This window comes from Rhodobacter capsulatus SB 1003, assembly GCF_000021865.1.
GTDB classification, from domain to species: domain Bacteria; phylum Pseudomonadota; class Alphaproteobacteria; order Rhodobacterales; family Rhodobacteraceae; genus Rhodobacter; species Rhodobacter capsulatus_B.
Map to the genome: position 1 here is coordinate 3,691,624 of NC_014034.1, position 14,871 is coordinate 3,706,494.

Annotated in this window: 13 protein-coding genes; 8 read left to right on the top strand and 5 right to left on the bottom strand. The window is 66.2% G+C overall.

The window, feature by feature from the left end; translation table 11 throughout:
- The 5 genes from RCAP_RS17240 (at nucleotide 1) to RCAP_RS17260 (ending at nucleotide 5,218) form a co-directional block, all read left to right on the top strand.
- Nucleotides 1-396, top strand: coding sequence for a hypothetical protein (locus RCAP_RS17240; protein WP_013069180.1), 396 nt, complete (start codon nucleotides 1-3; stop codon nucleotides 394-396).
- Entirely contained in the window at nucleotides 393-1,013 is a 621-nt protein-coding gene (locus RCAP_RS17245; protein ID WP_013069181.1) for a MotE family protein, read from the top strand. Before RCAP_RS17240 ends, RCAP_RS17245 begins: the two co-directional genes overlap by 4 nt.
- A gap of 62 nt (nucleotides 1,014-1,075) precedes the next feature.
- On the top strand, nucleotides 1,076-1,945 hold the full coding sequence (gene motA, locus RCAP_RS17250; RefSeq protein WP_013069182.1) for a flagellar motor stator protein MotA: 870 nt from the start codon (nucleotides 1,076-1,078) through the stop codon (nucleotides 1,943-1,945).
- Nucleotides 1,942-4,191: a hypothetical protein gene (locus RCAP_RS19735; RefSeq protein ID WP_013069183.1), complete on the top strand. Its 2,250-nt coding sequence runs from the start codon at nucleotides 1,942-1,944 to the stop codon at nucleotides 4,189-4,191. The genes motA and RCAP_RS19735 overlap by 4 nt, the downstream gene beginning before the upstream one ends.
- 127 nt (nucleotides 4,192-4,318) lie before the next feature.
- Nucleotides 4,319-5,218 carry a ChuX/HutX family heme-like substrate-binding protein gene (locus tag RCAP_RS17260; RefSeq protein WP_013069184.1) on the top strand — a complete coding sequence of 300 codons (900 nt, stop codon included), beginning with the start codon at nucleotides 4,319-4,321 and terminating at the stop codon, nucleotides 5,216-5,218.
- A gap of 3 nt (nucleotides 5,219-5,221) precedes the next feature.
- On the opposite strand, the gene hemW is transcribed toward RCAP_RS17260, so the two are convergent.
- The 4 genes from hemW to rph are packed head-to-tail and all read right to left on the bottom strand — an operon-like array spanning nucleotide 5,222 to nucleotide 8,074.
- Nucleotides 5,222-6,379, bottom strand: coding sequence for a radical SAM family heme chaperone HemW (gene hemW, locus RCAP_RS17265; protein ID WP_013069185.1), 1,158 nt, complete (start codon nucleotides 6,377-6,379; stop codon nucleotides 5,222-5,224).
- Nucleotides 6,376-6,756 (bottom strand): RidA family protein, encoded by a 381-nt coding sequence (locus RCAP_RS17270; RefSeq protein WP_013069186.1) that lies wholly within the window; start codon nucleotides 6,754-6,756, stop codon nucleotides 6,376-6,378. The genes hemW and RCAP_RS17270 overlap by 4 nt, the downstream gene beginning before the upstream one ends.
- A complete protein-coding gene (rdgB, locus tag RCAP_RS17275) occupies nucleotides 6,753-7,364 on the bottom strand; it encodes an RdgB/HAM1 family non-canonical purine NTP pyrophosphatase (RefSeq protein ID WP_013069187.1) in 612 nt (203 codons plus the stop codon). Before rdgB ends, RCAP_RS17270 begins: the two co-directional genes overlap by 4 nt.
- Nucleotides 7,361-8,074, bottom strand: a complete 714-nt coding sequence (gene rph, locus RCAP_RS17280; protein ID WP_013069188.1) for a ribonuclease PH — start codon at nucleotides 8,072-8,074, stop codon at nucleotides 7,361-7,363. The genes rdgB and rph overlap by 4 nt, the downstream gene beginning before the upstream one ends.
- 111 nt (nucleotides 8,075-8,185) lie before the next feature.
- Here rph and hrcA point away from each other — a divergent pair, with 111 nt between their 5' ends.
- On the top strand, nucleotides 8,186-9,247 hold the full coding sequence (hrcA, locus tag RCAP_RS17285) for a heat-inducible transcriptional repressor HrcA (protein ID WP_013069189.1): 1,062 nt from the start codon (nucleotides 8,186-8,188) through the stop codon (nucleotides 9,245-9,247).
- A 4-nt stretch (nucleotides 9,248-9,251) separates the two neighbouring features.
- The gene (locus RCAP_RS17290; RefSeq protein ID WP_013069190.1) at nucleotides 9,252-9,800 is read left to right on the top strand and encodes a nucleotide exchange factor GrpE; all 549 of its coding nucleotides are present in this window, start codon (nucleotides 9,252-9,254) and stop codon (nucleotides 9,798-9,800) included.
- A gap of 48 nt (nucleotides 9,801-9,848) precedes the next feature.
- Here RCAP_RS17290 and mutS read toward each other — a convergent pair whose 3' ends face one another.
- A complete protein-coding gene (gene mutS / locus RCAP_RS17295) occupies nucleotides 9,849-12,488 on the bottom strand; it encodes a DNA mismatch repair protein MutS (protein ID WP_013069191.1) in 2,640 nt (879 codons plus the stop codon).
- 111 nt (nucleotides 12,489-12,599) lie between these two features.
- On the opposite strand from mutS, the gene RCAP_RS17300 reads away from it, so the two are divergent.
- On the top strand, nucleotides 12,600-14,867 hold the full coding sequence (locus RCAP_RS17300; RefSeq protein WP_013069192.1) for an NADP-dependent malic enzyme: 2,268 nt from the start codon (nucleotides 12,600-12,602) through the stop codon (nucleotides 14,865-14,867).
- Nucleotides 14,868-14,871: the final 4 nt, after the last annotated feature.

A 14,871-nucleotide genomic window follows, 5' to 3' on the forward strand; every position in this document is an offset into this window, starting at 1 on the left:
ATGCAGATGATCGCAGATATTCTCATGGGTTTGGGCGCATTGGGGGCCAGCGTCTACTGCATGGTTCTGGCCCGCAGGCTGAAGCGGTTCAACCAGCTGGAAAGCGGCATGGGCGGGGCCATCGCGGTGCTCTCGGCCCAGGTCGACGACATGACCAAGGCGCTCAACCGGGCCCAGGCAACGGCGGCGACCTCGGCGGAGCAATTGCGCAGCCTGACCGAACGCGCCGAGCAGAGCGCGCAGCGGCTGGAACTGCTGATGGCGATGTCGCAGGCCGCGGCCACGCCGACGGCAGCCCCGGCGGCGCCCGCGGCGCCCCTGCCGGAGGCGGAACCGCAACGCCAGCGCGTGCTGCGCCGCCGGGTGCGTCCGTCCGATCTGGAGGCCGCCGAATGAAGACGCCCCGTCCGGCGCCCGCGCCCGCCCCCGCGCCCAAACCCGCGGCCCGCAAACCGCGCAGGCGGATCGGCCGCGGCTCTCTCGTGCTGATCGCGGCGCTGTTCGCGGCCTCGGGCCTGGTGCGATTCGGCTCGGGCTTCGCGCTTGCGCTCGACAGCGCCGAGGCCACGCCCGCCGCGGCCGAAACCGCGGAATGCGTCACCGAACCCGGGGTGATGCAGCTTTATTCCGAGGTTCAGACCCGGGAACGCAAGCTGGCCGAGCGCGAAAAGGTGCTGTCGGACCGGTCGCAGGCGATCACCCTGGCGGAAAAGCGCATCGAGGCGCGACTCGCCTCGCTGGTCGAGGCGGAGCAGAATCTGGCGCAGACCGTGACCATTGCGGACAAGGCGGCTGACGAAGATGTGACCAGGCTGGTGACCGTCTACGAGAACATGAAACCGAAGGACGCAGCGCCGCTGTTTTCGGCGATGTCCCCTGATTTTGCGGCCGGATTCCTGTCGCGGATGCGGCCGGAGACCTCTGCGGCGGTGATGGCGGCCCTGGATCCGAAGGTCGCCTATACGATCAGCGTGATCATGGCCGGTCGCAATGCCGGGGCCCCGCAAAACTGACTTTGAAGAGCTTTTGTTAAGCGAACTCTGCCAGTGTCTCGGCAAGAGCATGGAGAACGTCAATGATAGGCATCGTCGGGATCGTCATCATCTTCGCAATGGTGTTCGGCGGATATGTCGCCGCAGGCGGCAAGATGGGGATCATCCTCAAGGCCCTGCCGTTCGAGATGATCATGATCGGCGGGGCGGCGGTCGGCGCCTTCGTGCTGTCCAACGACCTGCCCTCGATCAAGCACACGGTGAAGGACATCGGCAAGGTCTTCAAGGGCGCGAAGTGGAAACCCTCCGATTACCGCGACCTGCTGTGCCTGCTGTTCGAACTGATCCGGCTGGCGCGACAGAACCCGGTCGCCATCGAAGAACATATCGAAGCGCCCGAGAATTCGTCGATCTTCGGGAAATATCCGAAAATCCTGCACGATCACGAAGCGGTCGAGATGATCTGCGACACGATGCGGTCGGCCTCGATGAACTACGACGACCCCCATCAGGTCGAGGAAGTGCTCGAAAAGCAGCTCGAGGCGAATTATCACCACGCCATGCATTCGAGCCATGCGATGCAGTCGATCGCCGATGCCATGCCCGCGCTCGGCATCGTCGCCGCCGTGCTGGGCGTGATCAAGACCATGGCCTCGATCGACCAGCCGCCGGAAATCCTCGGCAAGATGATCGGCGGCGCGCTGGTCGGAACCTTCCTCGGCGTGTTTCTGGCCTATGGCTTCATCGGCCCCTTCGCCACCCGCATCAAGGCGGTGGTCGACGAGGACGCGCATTTCTACAAGCTGATCCGCGAGGTGCTGGTGGCCAACCTGCACAACCACGCGACCAACATCTGCATCGAAGTCGGGCGTCAGAACACCCCGCATCACATCCGCCCCAGTTTCTCGGAGCTCGAAGAGGCGCTCAAGGCGGTGAAATCGGAGGCGGCATGACCCGGTTCATCCTCACGCTCGGGGTGATCCTGCTTGCGGGGGCCCCGGCGGCGGCGCAACAGATCGCCGTCCGCTCGGGCGAGCACGAGACCTTCTCCCGTCTGGTCTTCATGTTGCCGCCCGGAACCGCCTGGACCACCGAACGCGTGGCGGGCGGGTATCGGCTGACAACCCCCGGACAGGAAACCCGGTTCGACCTCTCCCGGGTCTTCGATCTGATCCCGAAAACGCGCATCCTTTCGGTGACCCCCGATGTCGATGCGCGCTCGGTCTTCATCGAGACGCCGCCCTCGGTGCATCTTGAATCCTTCCCGCTGGCGATCGGGGCGGCGGTGATCGACATCGTCGACGGTCCGGAAACGACCCCTCCGATCGCGGTGACACCGCCGGCGCAAAGCTTCCGGCCGCGTCCCAATCGCGGCTATCTCGATCTTTACTGGTCGAAACCGGCCCCGCAGGCCCCGGCCGCGGATCCCGCGCCCGAAACCGCCGCGGCCCCGCCCGCACCCGTCGTCTCTCCGCTCGCCCTGCCGGATCGGCGGGTGAGCACGGCAGAGCGCGATCTTGTCGATCAACTGGGACGGGCGGCCTCGCAGGGGCTGATCACGATGGAATTGCCGAAGTCGGCGCCAAAGGACGAAGCCGCGCCCGGAGCGTCGGCCGACCCCGAACAGGCCGCGCCGCCGGAGGACAGCGCGAGGACGCTGGCGCTGCAATCGGAAACGGTGATCGACCGCGACACCGCCGCCGCCTTTGCCCGGCATCAGCTCTCCGAATCCGGTCACAGCTGTCCGCCCGATCAGGATTTCGACATCCTGTCCTGGCAGACCGACAAACCGGCGCATGAACAACTGACCGATGCGCGACGGGATCTGATCGGGGAATTCGACCGTCCCCGGCCCGAAGCGGTGCTGAACCTGGCCCGGGTCTATGTCGCCTTCGGCTTTGGCGCCGAAGCCAAGGCGACCCTGCGCAGCTTCGGCATCAGCCCCGAAGAGGCGGGCCCGCTGCCGATCCTGGCCGACATCATCGAGGGAAATCCGCATGCGATGGCTGACACCCTGTCGGGCCTGACCGCTTGCGACGGCAAGGTGGCGCTTTGGGCGGTGCTGGCGCAGGATCCGCCGCCGCGCAAGGAAGACGTGAACTTCGGCGCCGTGCTGCGCGCCTATTCCGCCCTGCCCCCGAATATCCGCGGCCTTGTCGGCCCCGCGCTCAGCACCCGGCTGATCGACATGGGGGCGCCGGATGTGGCGGCGACGGTCCGCTCGATGCTGGCCCGCGCGCCGAAGACCGACCGGCGGGCGCTTGCCGAAATCGATGCCCGGATCGATCTGAGTGCCGGTCGCAAGGAAGAGGCGGCGCGGCTGCTGGACGGGTTGGCGCTCTCGGCCAGCCCGGCCGCGGCCGAGGCGCTGTCCACCGCGATCGAGACGAAGCTGTCGCTCGGCGTCGCAATTCCCGCGACCGATGTCGACAATGCGGGCGCCCTGGGGCGGCAGCTGCGCGGCTCGGAAACCGGCGCAAGGCTGATTCGCGCCGAAGTGCTCGGGCTTGGGTCGACGGCGCGGTTCGACGAGGCGTTCCGTACCCTCTCGAATTGGGATGCGCCGCAATTCGACGCGCTGAAGCAATCCACGCAAAGCGATCTTGCCGACCAGCTGGGCAAGGTTCCGGACGACGCGCTGTTCATCGAGACCTTTTTCCGGCATCGCGACAAGATCCCCGCGGCACAGCTGGAGGCCCGCGTGCAGGTGGCCTTGGCCGACCGGCTCTCGGCGACGGGGTTCTGGCAATCGGCCCGCGACATCCTTTCGGCCGAGACCCGCCGCAGCCCCCCCGGCCGTCTCGCCCTGGCACGGGCGGCGCTGGCCGGTCGCGATGCGGCGGCGGCCTATTCCTATCTTGGCGATCTGCCCGGCGACGAAGCCGCAAAGCTGCGCGGCGAGGCGATGAGCATGCTGGGCCGACACAGCACCGCCGAGGGCGAATTCGCCGAGGCCGGGCAGACCGAGGCGCAGCTTGACGAAGCCTGGCGCGCGGGGAACTGGACGCTGGTCGCGCAGCAGGGGTCGGAGACGCAGAAACGATTCGTGGAGCTGTTCGCACCGGAAACCGCCCCGCCGGACGATCCGCAGAATGTCGTGCCGCTGGGGCCGTTGTCGGCAGCGCAGCAGCTGATCAGCCAGAGCCAATCCGAACGGGAGGCTTTCGCCAAGCTGATGGAAGAGCTGAAAGCCCGCTGATCCGCGCCGCACGGTTCCGGGGCGGATCGAATTGCCGCGCCCGGCCGTGCGGATCACCTCCGGACTTTCGGTCGCTCCGGCTCTGCGGTAGCTCTTCGGGCGACCGAAGCCCACCGGAGGGACCGCCATGACGGCCATCACCCCAGAGCAGATCCGCACCGCCCGTGCCCGCAAGCCGCGCCTTTATGCCCGCGATTTCGCCGAAGGGCTTGGCCTCCCCGAAGCCGCGCTTTGCGCCGCTTTCGTCGGCACCACCGCGACCCGGATTTCCGCCGATCCGAACCGGATCCTGCCCGGCCTTGCCGCGCTGGGTCAGGTCATGGCGCTGACCCGCAATGACAGCTGCGTGCTGGAAAAGGTCGGCTGCTATGACGGCTATCAGCCCGGCAAGATCGCCCGGATCGTCAACCCGCCGATCGATCTGACGCTGCTCTGCGCGCAGTGGCAGCATGCTTTCGCGCTGGACGAGGCCGGACCGAAGGGGCCGAAACGCTCGATCCAGATCTTCGATGCCGCGGGCGAGGCGGTGCACAAGATCCACCTGCGCGACGAGTCGACGGCCGAGGCCTGGGCGCCGCTGGTCGCTGCGCTGCGGCTGGAGGATCAAGGCCAGGAGTTCACGCCCGCGCCCACCGATCCGGCCGCCGATCTCTGGTCGGATCTGAGCCGGGTCCCCCCCCTGCGCGAGGGCCAGATCGCGGCGCGTCGGCTGGCCAAAGGCGCGATCGAGCGGCTGATGGTCCGGGCCGCCGAAACCGCCGTGCCGGTGGATTTCGCGGTCGGCAACCCCGGCTGCATCGAGCGGCATTCGGGCGTGATCGTCCGGGTGCTGGAGGCCGGGCCCTGGATCAACGTCCTCGATCCGGGGCTGGAGCTGCATCTGCGCATGGACCACATGGTCGAAATCTGGGCGCATCCCGATGGCACGGTCGATGCCTTTGGCGAAGCCGATCAGCTGATCGTGCGGATGTCCGGGGCGGAGGGCTGGGCCGATCTGCTGGCGGCCGAGGGCGATGTCCAGCCCTGAACCTCAGGGCATCAGCGCGCGAATCACCGCATTGAGCACGGCGCGCCCCTGTGCCGTCGCCCGGATGCGCCCGGCGTCGCGCGCGATCATCCCCATCGCCTCCAGATCGGCCAGGGCCAGCGCGGGCAGCGCCTGCCCCGAGAGGCGTTCGTAACGGGTCGGGTCGATCCCCTCGGCCAGCCGCAGCCCGAACAGCAGGAATTCGGTCGCCTGTTCCTGCCGCTCAAGCGGTTCTCGCGGCATCTCGCCATTGCCCAGACGCTCGACCCGGTCCAGCCAGTCGGCGGGGGCTTTCGGCGCCTCGGTCGCATGACGGACACCGCCCAGCGTCAGCCGCCCATGCGCGCCGGGGCCGATCCCGGCATAATCGCCATAGCGCCAGTAAACCAGATTGTGCCGACATTCGGCACCGGGCCGGGCATGGTTCGAGACCTCATAGGCGGGCAGCCCGGCCGCATCACAGATTTCCTGTGTTTTCAGATACATGTCGGCGGCCAGATCGTCCTCGGGCAGATCCCGCAGCTTGCCCGCCGCGAAAAGCCGCCCGAAGGCGGTGCCATCCTCGATCGTCAGCTGGTAAAGCGAGAAGTGATCGACCGCCATCGAGAGCGCCCCGCGCAATTCGCGCGCCCAATCGTCGAGGCCTTGCCCCTGCCGGGCATAGATCAGATCGAAGCTGACACGGGGAAAATGCGCCCGGGCGATGTCGAACGCCGCCCGCCCCTCGGCCGCGCTATGCATCCGGCCCAGACGGCGCAGGCTGTCATCGTCCATCGCCTGCATGCCCATGGACAGCCGGGTCACGCCGCCTTGGGCAAAAGCCCGGAACTTGCCCGCATCGATGCTGGTCGGATTGGCCTCGAGCGTGATTTCCAGATCATTCGCCGTGGGCCAGGTGGCGCGGATCCGGTCAATCACCGCCGCCACCGTCTCGGGCGCCATCAGGGACGGCGTGCCGCCGCCGAAAAACACCGTATTGAGCACGCGACCCTGCGTTTCGGCACCGATCCGGTCGATTTCCGCCAGGTAAGCCCGCAGCCAGCGGTCGTGATCGATCGCCGCCGCAACATGGCTGTTGAAGTCGCAATAGGGGCATTTGGCGGCACAAAAGGGCCAGTGGAGGTAAAGGCCAAAGCCCCCGTGCCGCCAGTCGTCACTCATCCTTTGAAGGCCGTGACTTCGATCTCGATCTTCATCGCCGGGTTCACCAGCCCCGCCACGATCATCGTCGCCGCCGGACGGATCTCGCCGAAGGTCGCCGACAGCGCCGGGATGATCTCTTCCATATAGGCGGCATCGGTGATGATGTAATTCGCCCGCACGACATTGCTCAGCGAGAAACCCGCGCCTTCCAGCACCGATTTGATCGTCGCCAGCGTGTTTTGCGCCTGTTCCAGCACGGACTCCGGGAAGGTCTTCGTCACCGGATCGACGCCGGTCGTGCCCGCGACAAAGCACCAGTCGCCCTGCACCACGGCGCGGGAATAGCCCAGTTTCGGCTCATACGGCGAGCCGCCCGAAATGTTGACACGAGTCATTTTGCCTCCATGACCTTGACGAATTTGCGGAACGCATCCGCACGGTGGGAAATCTCGTTCTTCTGCGCGGGGTCCATTTCCGCAAAGGTCACGTCGAACCCCTCGGGCTGGAACATCGGATCATAGCCGTGCCCCTGCGCGCCGCGCATCGGCCAGACCAATTGCCCCTCGGCGCTTCCCTCGAACACCTCGTCATGCCCGTCGGGCCAGGCCAGAACGAGGGTCGAACGGAACCGGGCCCTGCGCGGAAAGGGGGCATTCTTCGCCTCGCATTCGGCCCAGGTCCGGGTCATCGCCTGCACGAAATCGCGGCCGTTCGGCGTTTCCGCCCAATCGGCGGTGTAAACGCCCGGGGCGCCATCCAGCGCGTCAACCTCGATGCCGCTGTCGTCAGACAGCGCGGGCAGGCCGGTGGCCTTGGCCGCCGCATGCGCCTTGATCCGGGCATTGCCGACAAAGGTGGTTTCGGTCTCGGCCGGTTCGGGCAGGTTCATCTCGGCGGCACCGACGACCTCGACCCCGTAAGGGGCCAGAAGATCGCGCATTTCCGCGAGCTTGCCCTTGTTGTGGGTCGCCACCAGCAGACGCTTTTCGGTGAAAGCCCTCATGCGATCGCCGCCTTTTGCGCCGCGACGAGCTGCGCCACCCCGGCCTCGGCCAGATCGAGCAATTTCGTCATCTCTTCGCGCGAGAAGGTCGAGCCCTCGGCGGTCATCTGCACCTCGACCAGACGGCCGCGCCCGGTCAGGATGAAGTTGCCGTCCACGCCGGCCTCGCTGTCCTCGGCGTAATCCAGATCGGCGATCGGCTGACCGGCATAGATGCCGCAGGAAATCGCCGCGACATGATCGATGATCGGGTCCGACACGATCAGCCCCGATTTCAGCAGCTTGTTCACGGCGAGACGCAGCGCCACCCAACCGCCGGTGATCGAGGCGCAACGGGTGCCGCCATCGGCCTGCAGCACGTCACAATCCACCACGATCTGCCGCTCGCCCAGCGCGGAGCGGTCGATCCCCGCCCGCAAGGCGCGGCCGATCAGACGCTGGATTTCCTGCGTGCGGCCCGATTGCTTGCCCGCCGCCGCCTCGCGGCGGTTGCGCGAATTCGTCGCGCGCGGCAGCATCCCGTATTCCGCCGTCACCCAGCCAAGGCCCGAGCCCTTGAGGAACGAGGGCGCCTTGTCCTCGATCGTCGCGGTGCACAGAACATGGGTGTCCCCCATCTTGATCAGCACCGAGCCTTCGGCATGTTTCGTCACGCCGGTTTCGATGGAAATGGAACGGATATCGGCAAGATTGCGGCCAGAGGGGCGCATGGGCTGTCCTTTCGCTGGATTTGACCCCATTTGAAACGGCAGAAGACCCGATGCAACCCCGAAGGCACGATTGACGGAAAAGCTTTCCCCGCAATAATGCAAAGCGTGGCCATGACGAACCAGAACCAGTTGATCTCGGACTTGAACGACCGCTCCCGCGAGGTGTTTCGCCGGGTGGTCGAGGGCTATCTGGAAACCGGCGATCCCGTGGGGTCGCGCACGCTGACCCGGCTGATGAGCGAAAAGCTCTCGGCGGCGACGATCCGCAACGTGATGCAGGATCTGGAATATCTGGGTCTGCTTGGCAGCCCGCATGTCTCGGCCGGGCGGGTGCCGACGCAGATGGGGCTGCGGATGTTCGTCGATGGTTTCATGGAGGTGAGCGAGGTTCAGGCGACCGACCGCGCCGCGCTTGAAGCCACGGTGGGCGCGGCGGAACCTGACGTGGGATCGCTGCTCGACCGGGTGGGCTCGGCGCTCTCGGGGCTGACGCATGGGGCCAGCCTGGTGCTGGCGCCGAAGACCGAGGCGCCGATCCGGCATATCGAATTCGTCTCGCTGGCGCCGGACCGGGCCCTGGTCGTGCTGGTGATGGCCGATGGCCAGGTGGAAAACCGCGTCTTCACGCCCCCCGCCGGGCAGACGCCCTCCTCGATGCGCGAGGCGGCGAATTTTCTCAATGCGCTGGCCGAGGGCAAGACGCTCTCCGATCTGCGCCGCGAAATCGCCGTGGAGATTGCCGCAAGGCGGCAGGAACTGGATGCGCTGGCCGCCGAAATGGTCGAAAGCGGGCTGGCGCAATGGGCCGATCAGGGCGAACCGTGGGAGCGGCTGATCGTCCGCGGCCGGTCGAATCTGCTGGAGCCCGAGGGCGATCTGGACCGGATCCGGACGCTTTTCGACGATCTGGAACGCAAACGCGACATCGCCGAATTCCTCGATCTGACCGAGGACGGCGAAGGCGTGCGCATTTTTATCGGGTCGGAGAACAAACTCTTCTCACTTTCGGGTTCCTCTTTGGTGGTCTCTCCCTATATGAACGCGGATCGAAAGATCATCGGCGCGGTGGGGGTCATCGGCCCCACCCGGCTCAACTACGGGCGGATCGTGCCGATCGTGGATTATACGGCGCAACTGGTCGGGCGGATGCTGGCCGGCCGGGGCAAAGGGTGAACGGATGACCGAGAAGAAGGACGAAATGGCAGAGGATCAGGCGCATCTGGACGAGGCGCTGGCCGCGGCTTTGGGCGACGAGCAGGACGAGCTGGAAATGCTGCGCGCCGAACGCGACGAGCTGCGCGACCGCTTCATGCGGGCGCTGGCCGATGCCGAAAACGCGCGCAAGCGGGCGGACCGCGACCGGCGCGAGGCCGAGCAATATGGCGGCTCGAAACTGTCGCGCGACATGCTGCCGGTGTTCGATGCGCTCAAGCGTGCGCTGGATGCGGCGGGCGAAGAGGTCCGCGCGGCGGCGCCCGCGCTGATCGAAGGGGTCGAGCTGACCCAACGCGAGCTGCTGAACGTCTTCGCGCGGCACGGGATCGTTGCGATCCAGCCGAAGGTGGGCGACAAGTTCGACCCGCTGCTGCATGAAGCGATGTTCGAGGCGCCGCTGCCGGGCACGGTGGCGGGTGACATCATTCAGGTGATGGACGACGGCTTCCTGCTGCACGACCGTCTGCTGCGTCCGGCGAAAGTCGGCGTGAGTTCGATGCCGAAAGCCTGAGGCAGGCCGGGCCCCCGGACCCCCAGGATATTTTCAGCAAGATAAAGATCAGTCTTTCAGAAGGGCGCGCAGGGCGTAAAGCGCGTCCATCGCTTCGCGGGGCGTCATCTCGTCGGGGTGCAGGCCGCGCAGCTGCTCCTCGACCGCGGATTTCGCCGGCGGGGCGGCGGGCGCGGGCGGCGGGGCCAGCGCGAAAAGCGGCAGATCGTCGATGATCGCCTGTTTCTTGCCGCCCTCGCGTTCGCCCTTTTCCAGCGCATCCAGCACCACGCGGGCGCGGGCGACGACGCTTTCGGGCAGGCCCGCCAGTTTCGCCACCTGCACGCCATAGGACCGGTCGGCCGCGCCTTTCTTCACCTCGTGCAGGAAGATCACCTCGCCGTGCCATTCCTTGACCGCGACGGTGGCGTTTTCGACGCCGTCCAGCTTGGCCGAAAGCGCGGTCATTTCATGGTAATGGGTGGCGAAAAGCGCGCGGCAGCGGTTCACCCCGTGCAGATGTTCCAGCACCGCCCAGGCGATCGAGAGCCCGTCATAAGTCGCGGTGCCGCGGCCGATTTCATCGAGAATCACCAGCGCCCGGTCATCGGCCTGATTGAGGATGGCGGCGGTTTCGACCATCTCGACCATGAAGGTCGACCGGCCGCGCGCCAGATCGTCGGCGGCACCGACGCGGCTGAAAAGCTGGCTGACAAGGCCGATATGGGCACGCCGGGCGGGGACGAAACTGCCCGCCTGCGCCAGCAGCGCGATCAGCGCATTCTGCCGCAGGAAGGTCGATTTGCCTGCCATGTTCGGCCCCGTCAGCAGCCAGATCGCCGGGGTGGCGCCAGAGGTCAGGGCGCAATCATTCGCGATGAAGGGCTCGCCCTGCCGTTTCAGCGCGGCTTCCACAACGGGATGACGGCCGCCCTCGATCTCGAAGGCGTGGCTTTGATCGACCATGGGTTCGACCCAATCCTCGGCGGCGGCCAGATCGGCGAAGGCGGCGGTCAGGTCGATCTCGGCCAGCGCCCGGGCGGTTTCGGAAATCGGCCCGGCGGCGGCCAGAATCGCGCCTTTCAGGCTGTCATAGAGCCGCTTTTCGATTTCAAGCGCGTGGTTGCCCGCGTTCAGGATCCGGGTTTCCAGCTCGCTCAGGTCAAGCGTGGTGAAGCGGACCTGATTGGCCGTCGTCTGCCGGTGGATGAAGCGCGCCGAAAGTGGCGGGGCCAGCATCTTTTCCGCATGGGTCGAGGTGGTCTCGATGAAATAGCCCAGCACATTGTTGTGCTTGATCTTCAGCGAAGAAATCCCCGTTTCGGTGATGTAATCGGCCTGCATCCGGGCGATGACGCCGCGGCCTTCGTCGCGCAGCTGCCGGGTGTCATCGAGTTCCGGCTCGTAGCCCGTCGCGATGAAGCCGCCATCGCGGGCGAGAAGCGGCGGTTCCGCGACCAAGGCGGCATCAAGCAGCGCCACAAGGTCGTCGTGACCCAGAAGCCGCGCCCCGGCCTCGGCCAGAAGCGCGGGGGCTTCGGTCGCGGCCAGACGCTCGGCGATGCGGCCCGCCTGTTCCAGCCCGTTGCGGATCGCGGCCAGATCGCGGGGGCCGCCGCGGTCGAGCGCAAGGCGGCTGAGCGCCCGGTCGATGTCGGGGCAGCGCCGCAGGGCATCGCGCAGATCTTCGGCAAATCGACCCTGTTCCAGCAGAAACCGCACCGCATCATGCCGCGCGTGGATCTGCGCCAGATCGCGCGAGGGGGCCGAAATCCGCCGTTCCAGAAGCCGCGCCCCCGCCGCCGTCACGGTGCGGTCGATCGCGGCCAGAAGCGAGCCCTCGCGCCCGCCCGACAGCGCCTGCGTCAGTTCCAGATTGCGCCGGGTCGCGGCGTCGATCTGCACCAGACTGCCCGCCTCCTCGCGCAGGGGCCGCGCCAGAAGCGGCAGTTTCCCCCGCTGCGTCAGATCAAGATAATCGACCAAGGCGCCCATCGCAGAGATTTCCGCCCGCGAAAACGCCCCGAAGGCATCCAAAGACCCAACGGCAAAGAGATCACAGAGCCGCTTTTCCGCGCCCTGACTGTCGAAACTCGACCGCGCCAAGGGGGTCAGGGAGGCCCGCAGATCAGAGACTATTCCGGCACAATCGGCCTCTTTCGCCTCGCTCACCAGCACTTCGCGCGGGGCCAGCCGCGCCAGCTCGGGCCCCAGACGCGCAAGCGGACAGGGCATCACCCGGAACTCGCCCGTGGAAATATCGGCCCAAGCCAAGGCACCCTCGTCGCGCAGCTCGGCCCAGGCGGCCAGGTAGTTGTGACGCCGCGCTTCCAGCAGGCTTTCCTCGGTCAGCGTTCCGGGCGTGACGAGCCGCACCACATCGCGCCGCACCACCGATTTCGAGCCGCGCTTTTTCGCCTCGGCCGGATCTTCCAGCTGCTCGGCGATCGCCACGCGGAAGCCCTTGCGGATCAGCGTCAGAAGATAGCCCTCGGCGGCAAGGATCGGCACGCCGCACATCGGGATTTCCTCGCCCAGATGCAGGCCGCGTTTGGTCAGCGCGATATCCAGCGCCGCCGCCGCCGCCACGGCATCGTCAAAGAACATCTCGTAGAAATCGCCCATCCGGTAGAACAGCAGCGCCCCCGGGTTCGCCTGCTTGATCGCCAGATATTGCGCCATCATCGGCGTCACGGTTTCGCTTGTCATGGTTTCCCCCTGCCGCGCGCAACTTATTAAACGCCGCACCCCCGTGCAAACCGATTGAGGCAGCGCCGCAAGGGGGATAAGGAAAAAGCGCCCACTGGAGGAGTCTGGCCCATGTCCACCAAGAACCGCGTCACGCCCGAAGAGGCGCTGGCCTATCACCTCGACCCCGTGCCGGGGAAATATGAGGTCGTCGCCTCGAAGCCGATGACCACGCAGAGGGATCTGAGCCTGGCCTATTCCCCCGGCGTTGCGGTTCCGGTCGAAGCCATCGCCGAACGCCCCGAGACCGCCTATGACTACACCAACAAGGGCAACATGGTGGCGGTGATCTCGAACGGCACGGCGATCCTGGGTCTGGGCAACCTTGGCGCGCTGGCCAGCAAGCCGGTGATGGAAGGCAAGGCGGTGCTGTTCAAGCGCTTTGCCGACGTGAACGCGATCGACATCGAACTGGCCACCGAAGACCCGGAAGAAATCATCAAGGCGGTCAGCCTGATGGGCCCGACCTTCGGCGGCATCAACCTTGAGGACATCAAGGCCCCCGAATGCTTCATCATCGAGCAGCGGCTGAAAGAGATGATGGACATTCCGGTGTTCCATGACGACCAGCACGGCACGGCGGTGATCTGCGCGGCGGGGCTGCTCAATGCGCTCGAAATCTCGGGCAAGAAGATCGAAGACTGCAAGATCGTGCTGAACGGCGCGGGGGCGGCGGGGATCGCCTGCCTCGAGCTGATCAAGACCATGGGCGCCAAGCATGACAATTGCATCATGTGCGACACCAAGGGCGTGATCTGGCAGGGCCGGACCGAGGGCATGAACCAGTGGAAATCGGCCCATGCGGCCAATACCGAGGCGCGCACGCTGGAAGAGGCGATGCGGGGCGCCGATGTGTTCCTCGGCGTTTCGGCCAAGGGCGCGGTGACGCCGGAGATGGTTGCCTCGATGGCCGACAATCCGGTGATCTTCGCGATGGCGAACCCGGACCCGGAAATCACCCCCGAGGAAGCGCATTCGGTCCGCCCCGATGCGATCGTCGCCACCGGCCGGTCGGATTATCCGAACCAGGTCAACAACGTGCTGGGCTTCCCCTATCTCTTCCGCGGTGCCTTGGACATTCATGCCCGCGCGATCAATGACGAGATGAAGATCGCCTGTGCCAAGGCGCTGGCGGCGCTGGCGCGCGAGGACGTGCCGGACGAGGTCGCGATGGCTTACGGCCGCAAGCTGACCTTCGGGCGCGATTACATCATTCCGACGCCCTTTGACCCGCGGCTGATCTATCTGATCCCGCCCGCCGTGGCCAAGGCCGGGATGGATACCGGGGTTGCCCGCCGTCCGATCATAGACATGGAGGGCTATGCGCAAAGTCTGAAGGCGCGGATGGACCCGACCGCCTCGATCCTGCAGGGCATCCATGCCCGGGCGCGGCAGGCGCAGGCGCGGATGATCTTTGCCGAGGGCGACGATCCGCGGGTGCTGCGCGCGGCCGTCGCCTATCAGCGCGGCGGCATGGGCACGGCGCTGGTCGTGGGGCGCGAGTCGCATGTCAAGGAACAGCTCGAAGCCGCCGGGATCGGCGATGCCTTCCGCGAATTGCAGATCGTCAATTCGACGAATTGCAAGCACATGGATACCTACAAGGATTTCCTCTATCGCCGTCTGCAGAGGCAAGGGATGGACCGGGAAGATGCGCACAAGCTCGCCACCCGGGACCGGCATGTCTTTGCCGCGCTGATGCTGGTGCATGGGCACGGCGACGGCATGATCACCGGGGCCACCCGGAAATCGGCGCATGTGCTGGAACTGATCAACAAGGTGATCGATGCCAAGCCCTCGGATGGGGCGGTGGGGATCACCGCGCTGTTGCACAAGGGCAAGGTCGTCTTCATCGGCGATACGCTGGTGCATGAATGGCCCGATGAAAACGATCTGGCCGATATCGCCATGGCCGGGGCGCGGGTGGCGCGGGGCTTGGGCATCGATCCGCGGGTCGCCTTCGCCTCGTTCTCGACTTTCGGGTATCCGGTGTCGGAACGCGCGATGAAGATGCATGTGGCGCCGCAGGTGCTGGATGAACGTGGCGTCGATTTCGAATATGACGGCGAGATGGCCGTCGATGTCGCGCTGAACCCCGAGATGATGAAGCATTATCCGTTCTGCCGTCTGACCGGGCCCGCGAATATCCTGGTGGTGCCCGCGCGGCATTCGGCCTCGATCTCGGTGAAGCTGATGCAGGAAATGGCGGGGGCGACGGTGATCGGCCCGATCCTGACCGGCATTCAGCATTCTGTGCAGATCTGTTCGAATCGTGCCACAGTGAACGACATCCTGCATATGGCGGCTCTCTCGGCCAGCCGTCTGGGGCTGAAACGCTGAGAAC

Excerpts from the sequence above, each read along its gene's own strand:
- hrcA (WP_013069189.1), top strand. The coding sequence starts at position 8,186 with ATGACGAACCAGAACCAGTTGATCTCGGACTTGAACGACCGCTCCCGC.
- rph (WP_013069188.1), bottom strand. The coding sequence starts at position 8,074 with ATGCGCCCCTCTGGCCGCAATCTTGCCGATATCCGTTCCATTTCCATC.
- RCAP_RS17290 (WP_013069190.1), top strand. The coding sequence starts at position 9,252 with ATGACCGAGAAGAAGGACGAAATGGCAGAGGATCAGGCGCATCTGGAC.
- RCAP_RS17245 (WP_013069181.1), top strand. The coding sequence starts at position 393 with ATGAAGACGCCCCGTCCGGCGCCCGCGCCCGCCCCCGCGCCCAAACCC.
- RCAP_RS17260 (WP_013069184.1), top strand. The coding sequence starts at position 4,319 with ATGACGGCCATCACCCCAGAGCAGATCCGCACCGCCCGTGCCCGCAAG.
- RCAP_RS19735 (WP_013069183.1), top strand. The coding sequence starts at position 1,942 with ATGACCCGGTTCATCCTCACGCTCGGGGTGATCCTGCTTGCGGGGGCC.
- hemW (WP_013069185.1), bottom strand. The coding sequence starts at position 6,379 with ATGAGTGACGACTGGCGGCACGGGGGCTTTGGCCTTTACCTCCACTGG.
- RCAP_RS17270 (WP_013069186.1), bottom strand. The coding sequence starts at position 6,756 with ATGACTCGTGTCAACATTTCGGGCGGCTCGCCGTATGAGCCGAAACTG.
- RCAP_RS17300 (WP_013069192.1), top strand. The coding sequence starts at position 12,600 with ATGTCCACCAAGAACCGCGTCACGCCCGAAGAGGCGCTGGCCTATCAC.
- RCAP_RS17240 (WP_013069180.1), top strand. The coding sequence starts at position 1 with ATGCAGATGATCGCAGATATTCTCATGGGTTTGGGCGCATTGGGGGCC.
- mutS (WP_013069191.1), bottom strand. The coding sequence starts at position 12,488 with ATGACAAGCGAAACCGTGACGCCGATGATGGCGCAATATCTGGCGATC.
- rdgB (WP_013069187.1), bottom strand. The coding sequence starts at position 7,364 with ATGAGGGCTTTCACCGAAAAGCGTCTGCTGGTGGCGACCCACAACAAG.
- motA (WP_013069182.1), top strand. The coding sequence starts at position 1,076 with ATGATAGGCATCGTCGGGATCGTCATCATCTTCGCAATGGTGTTCGGC.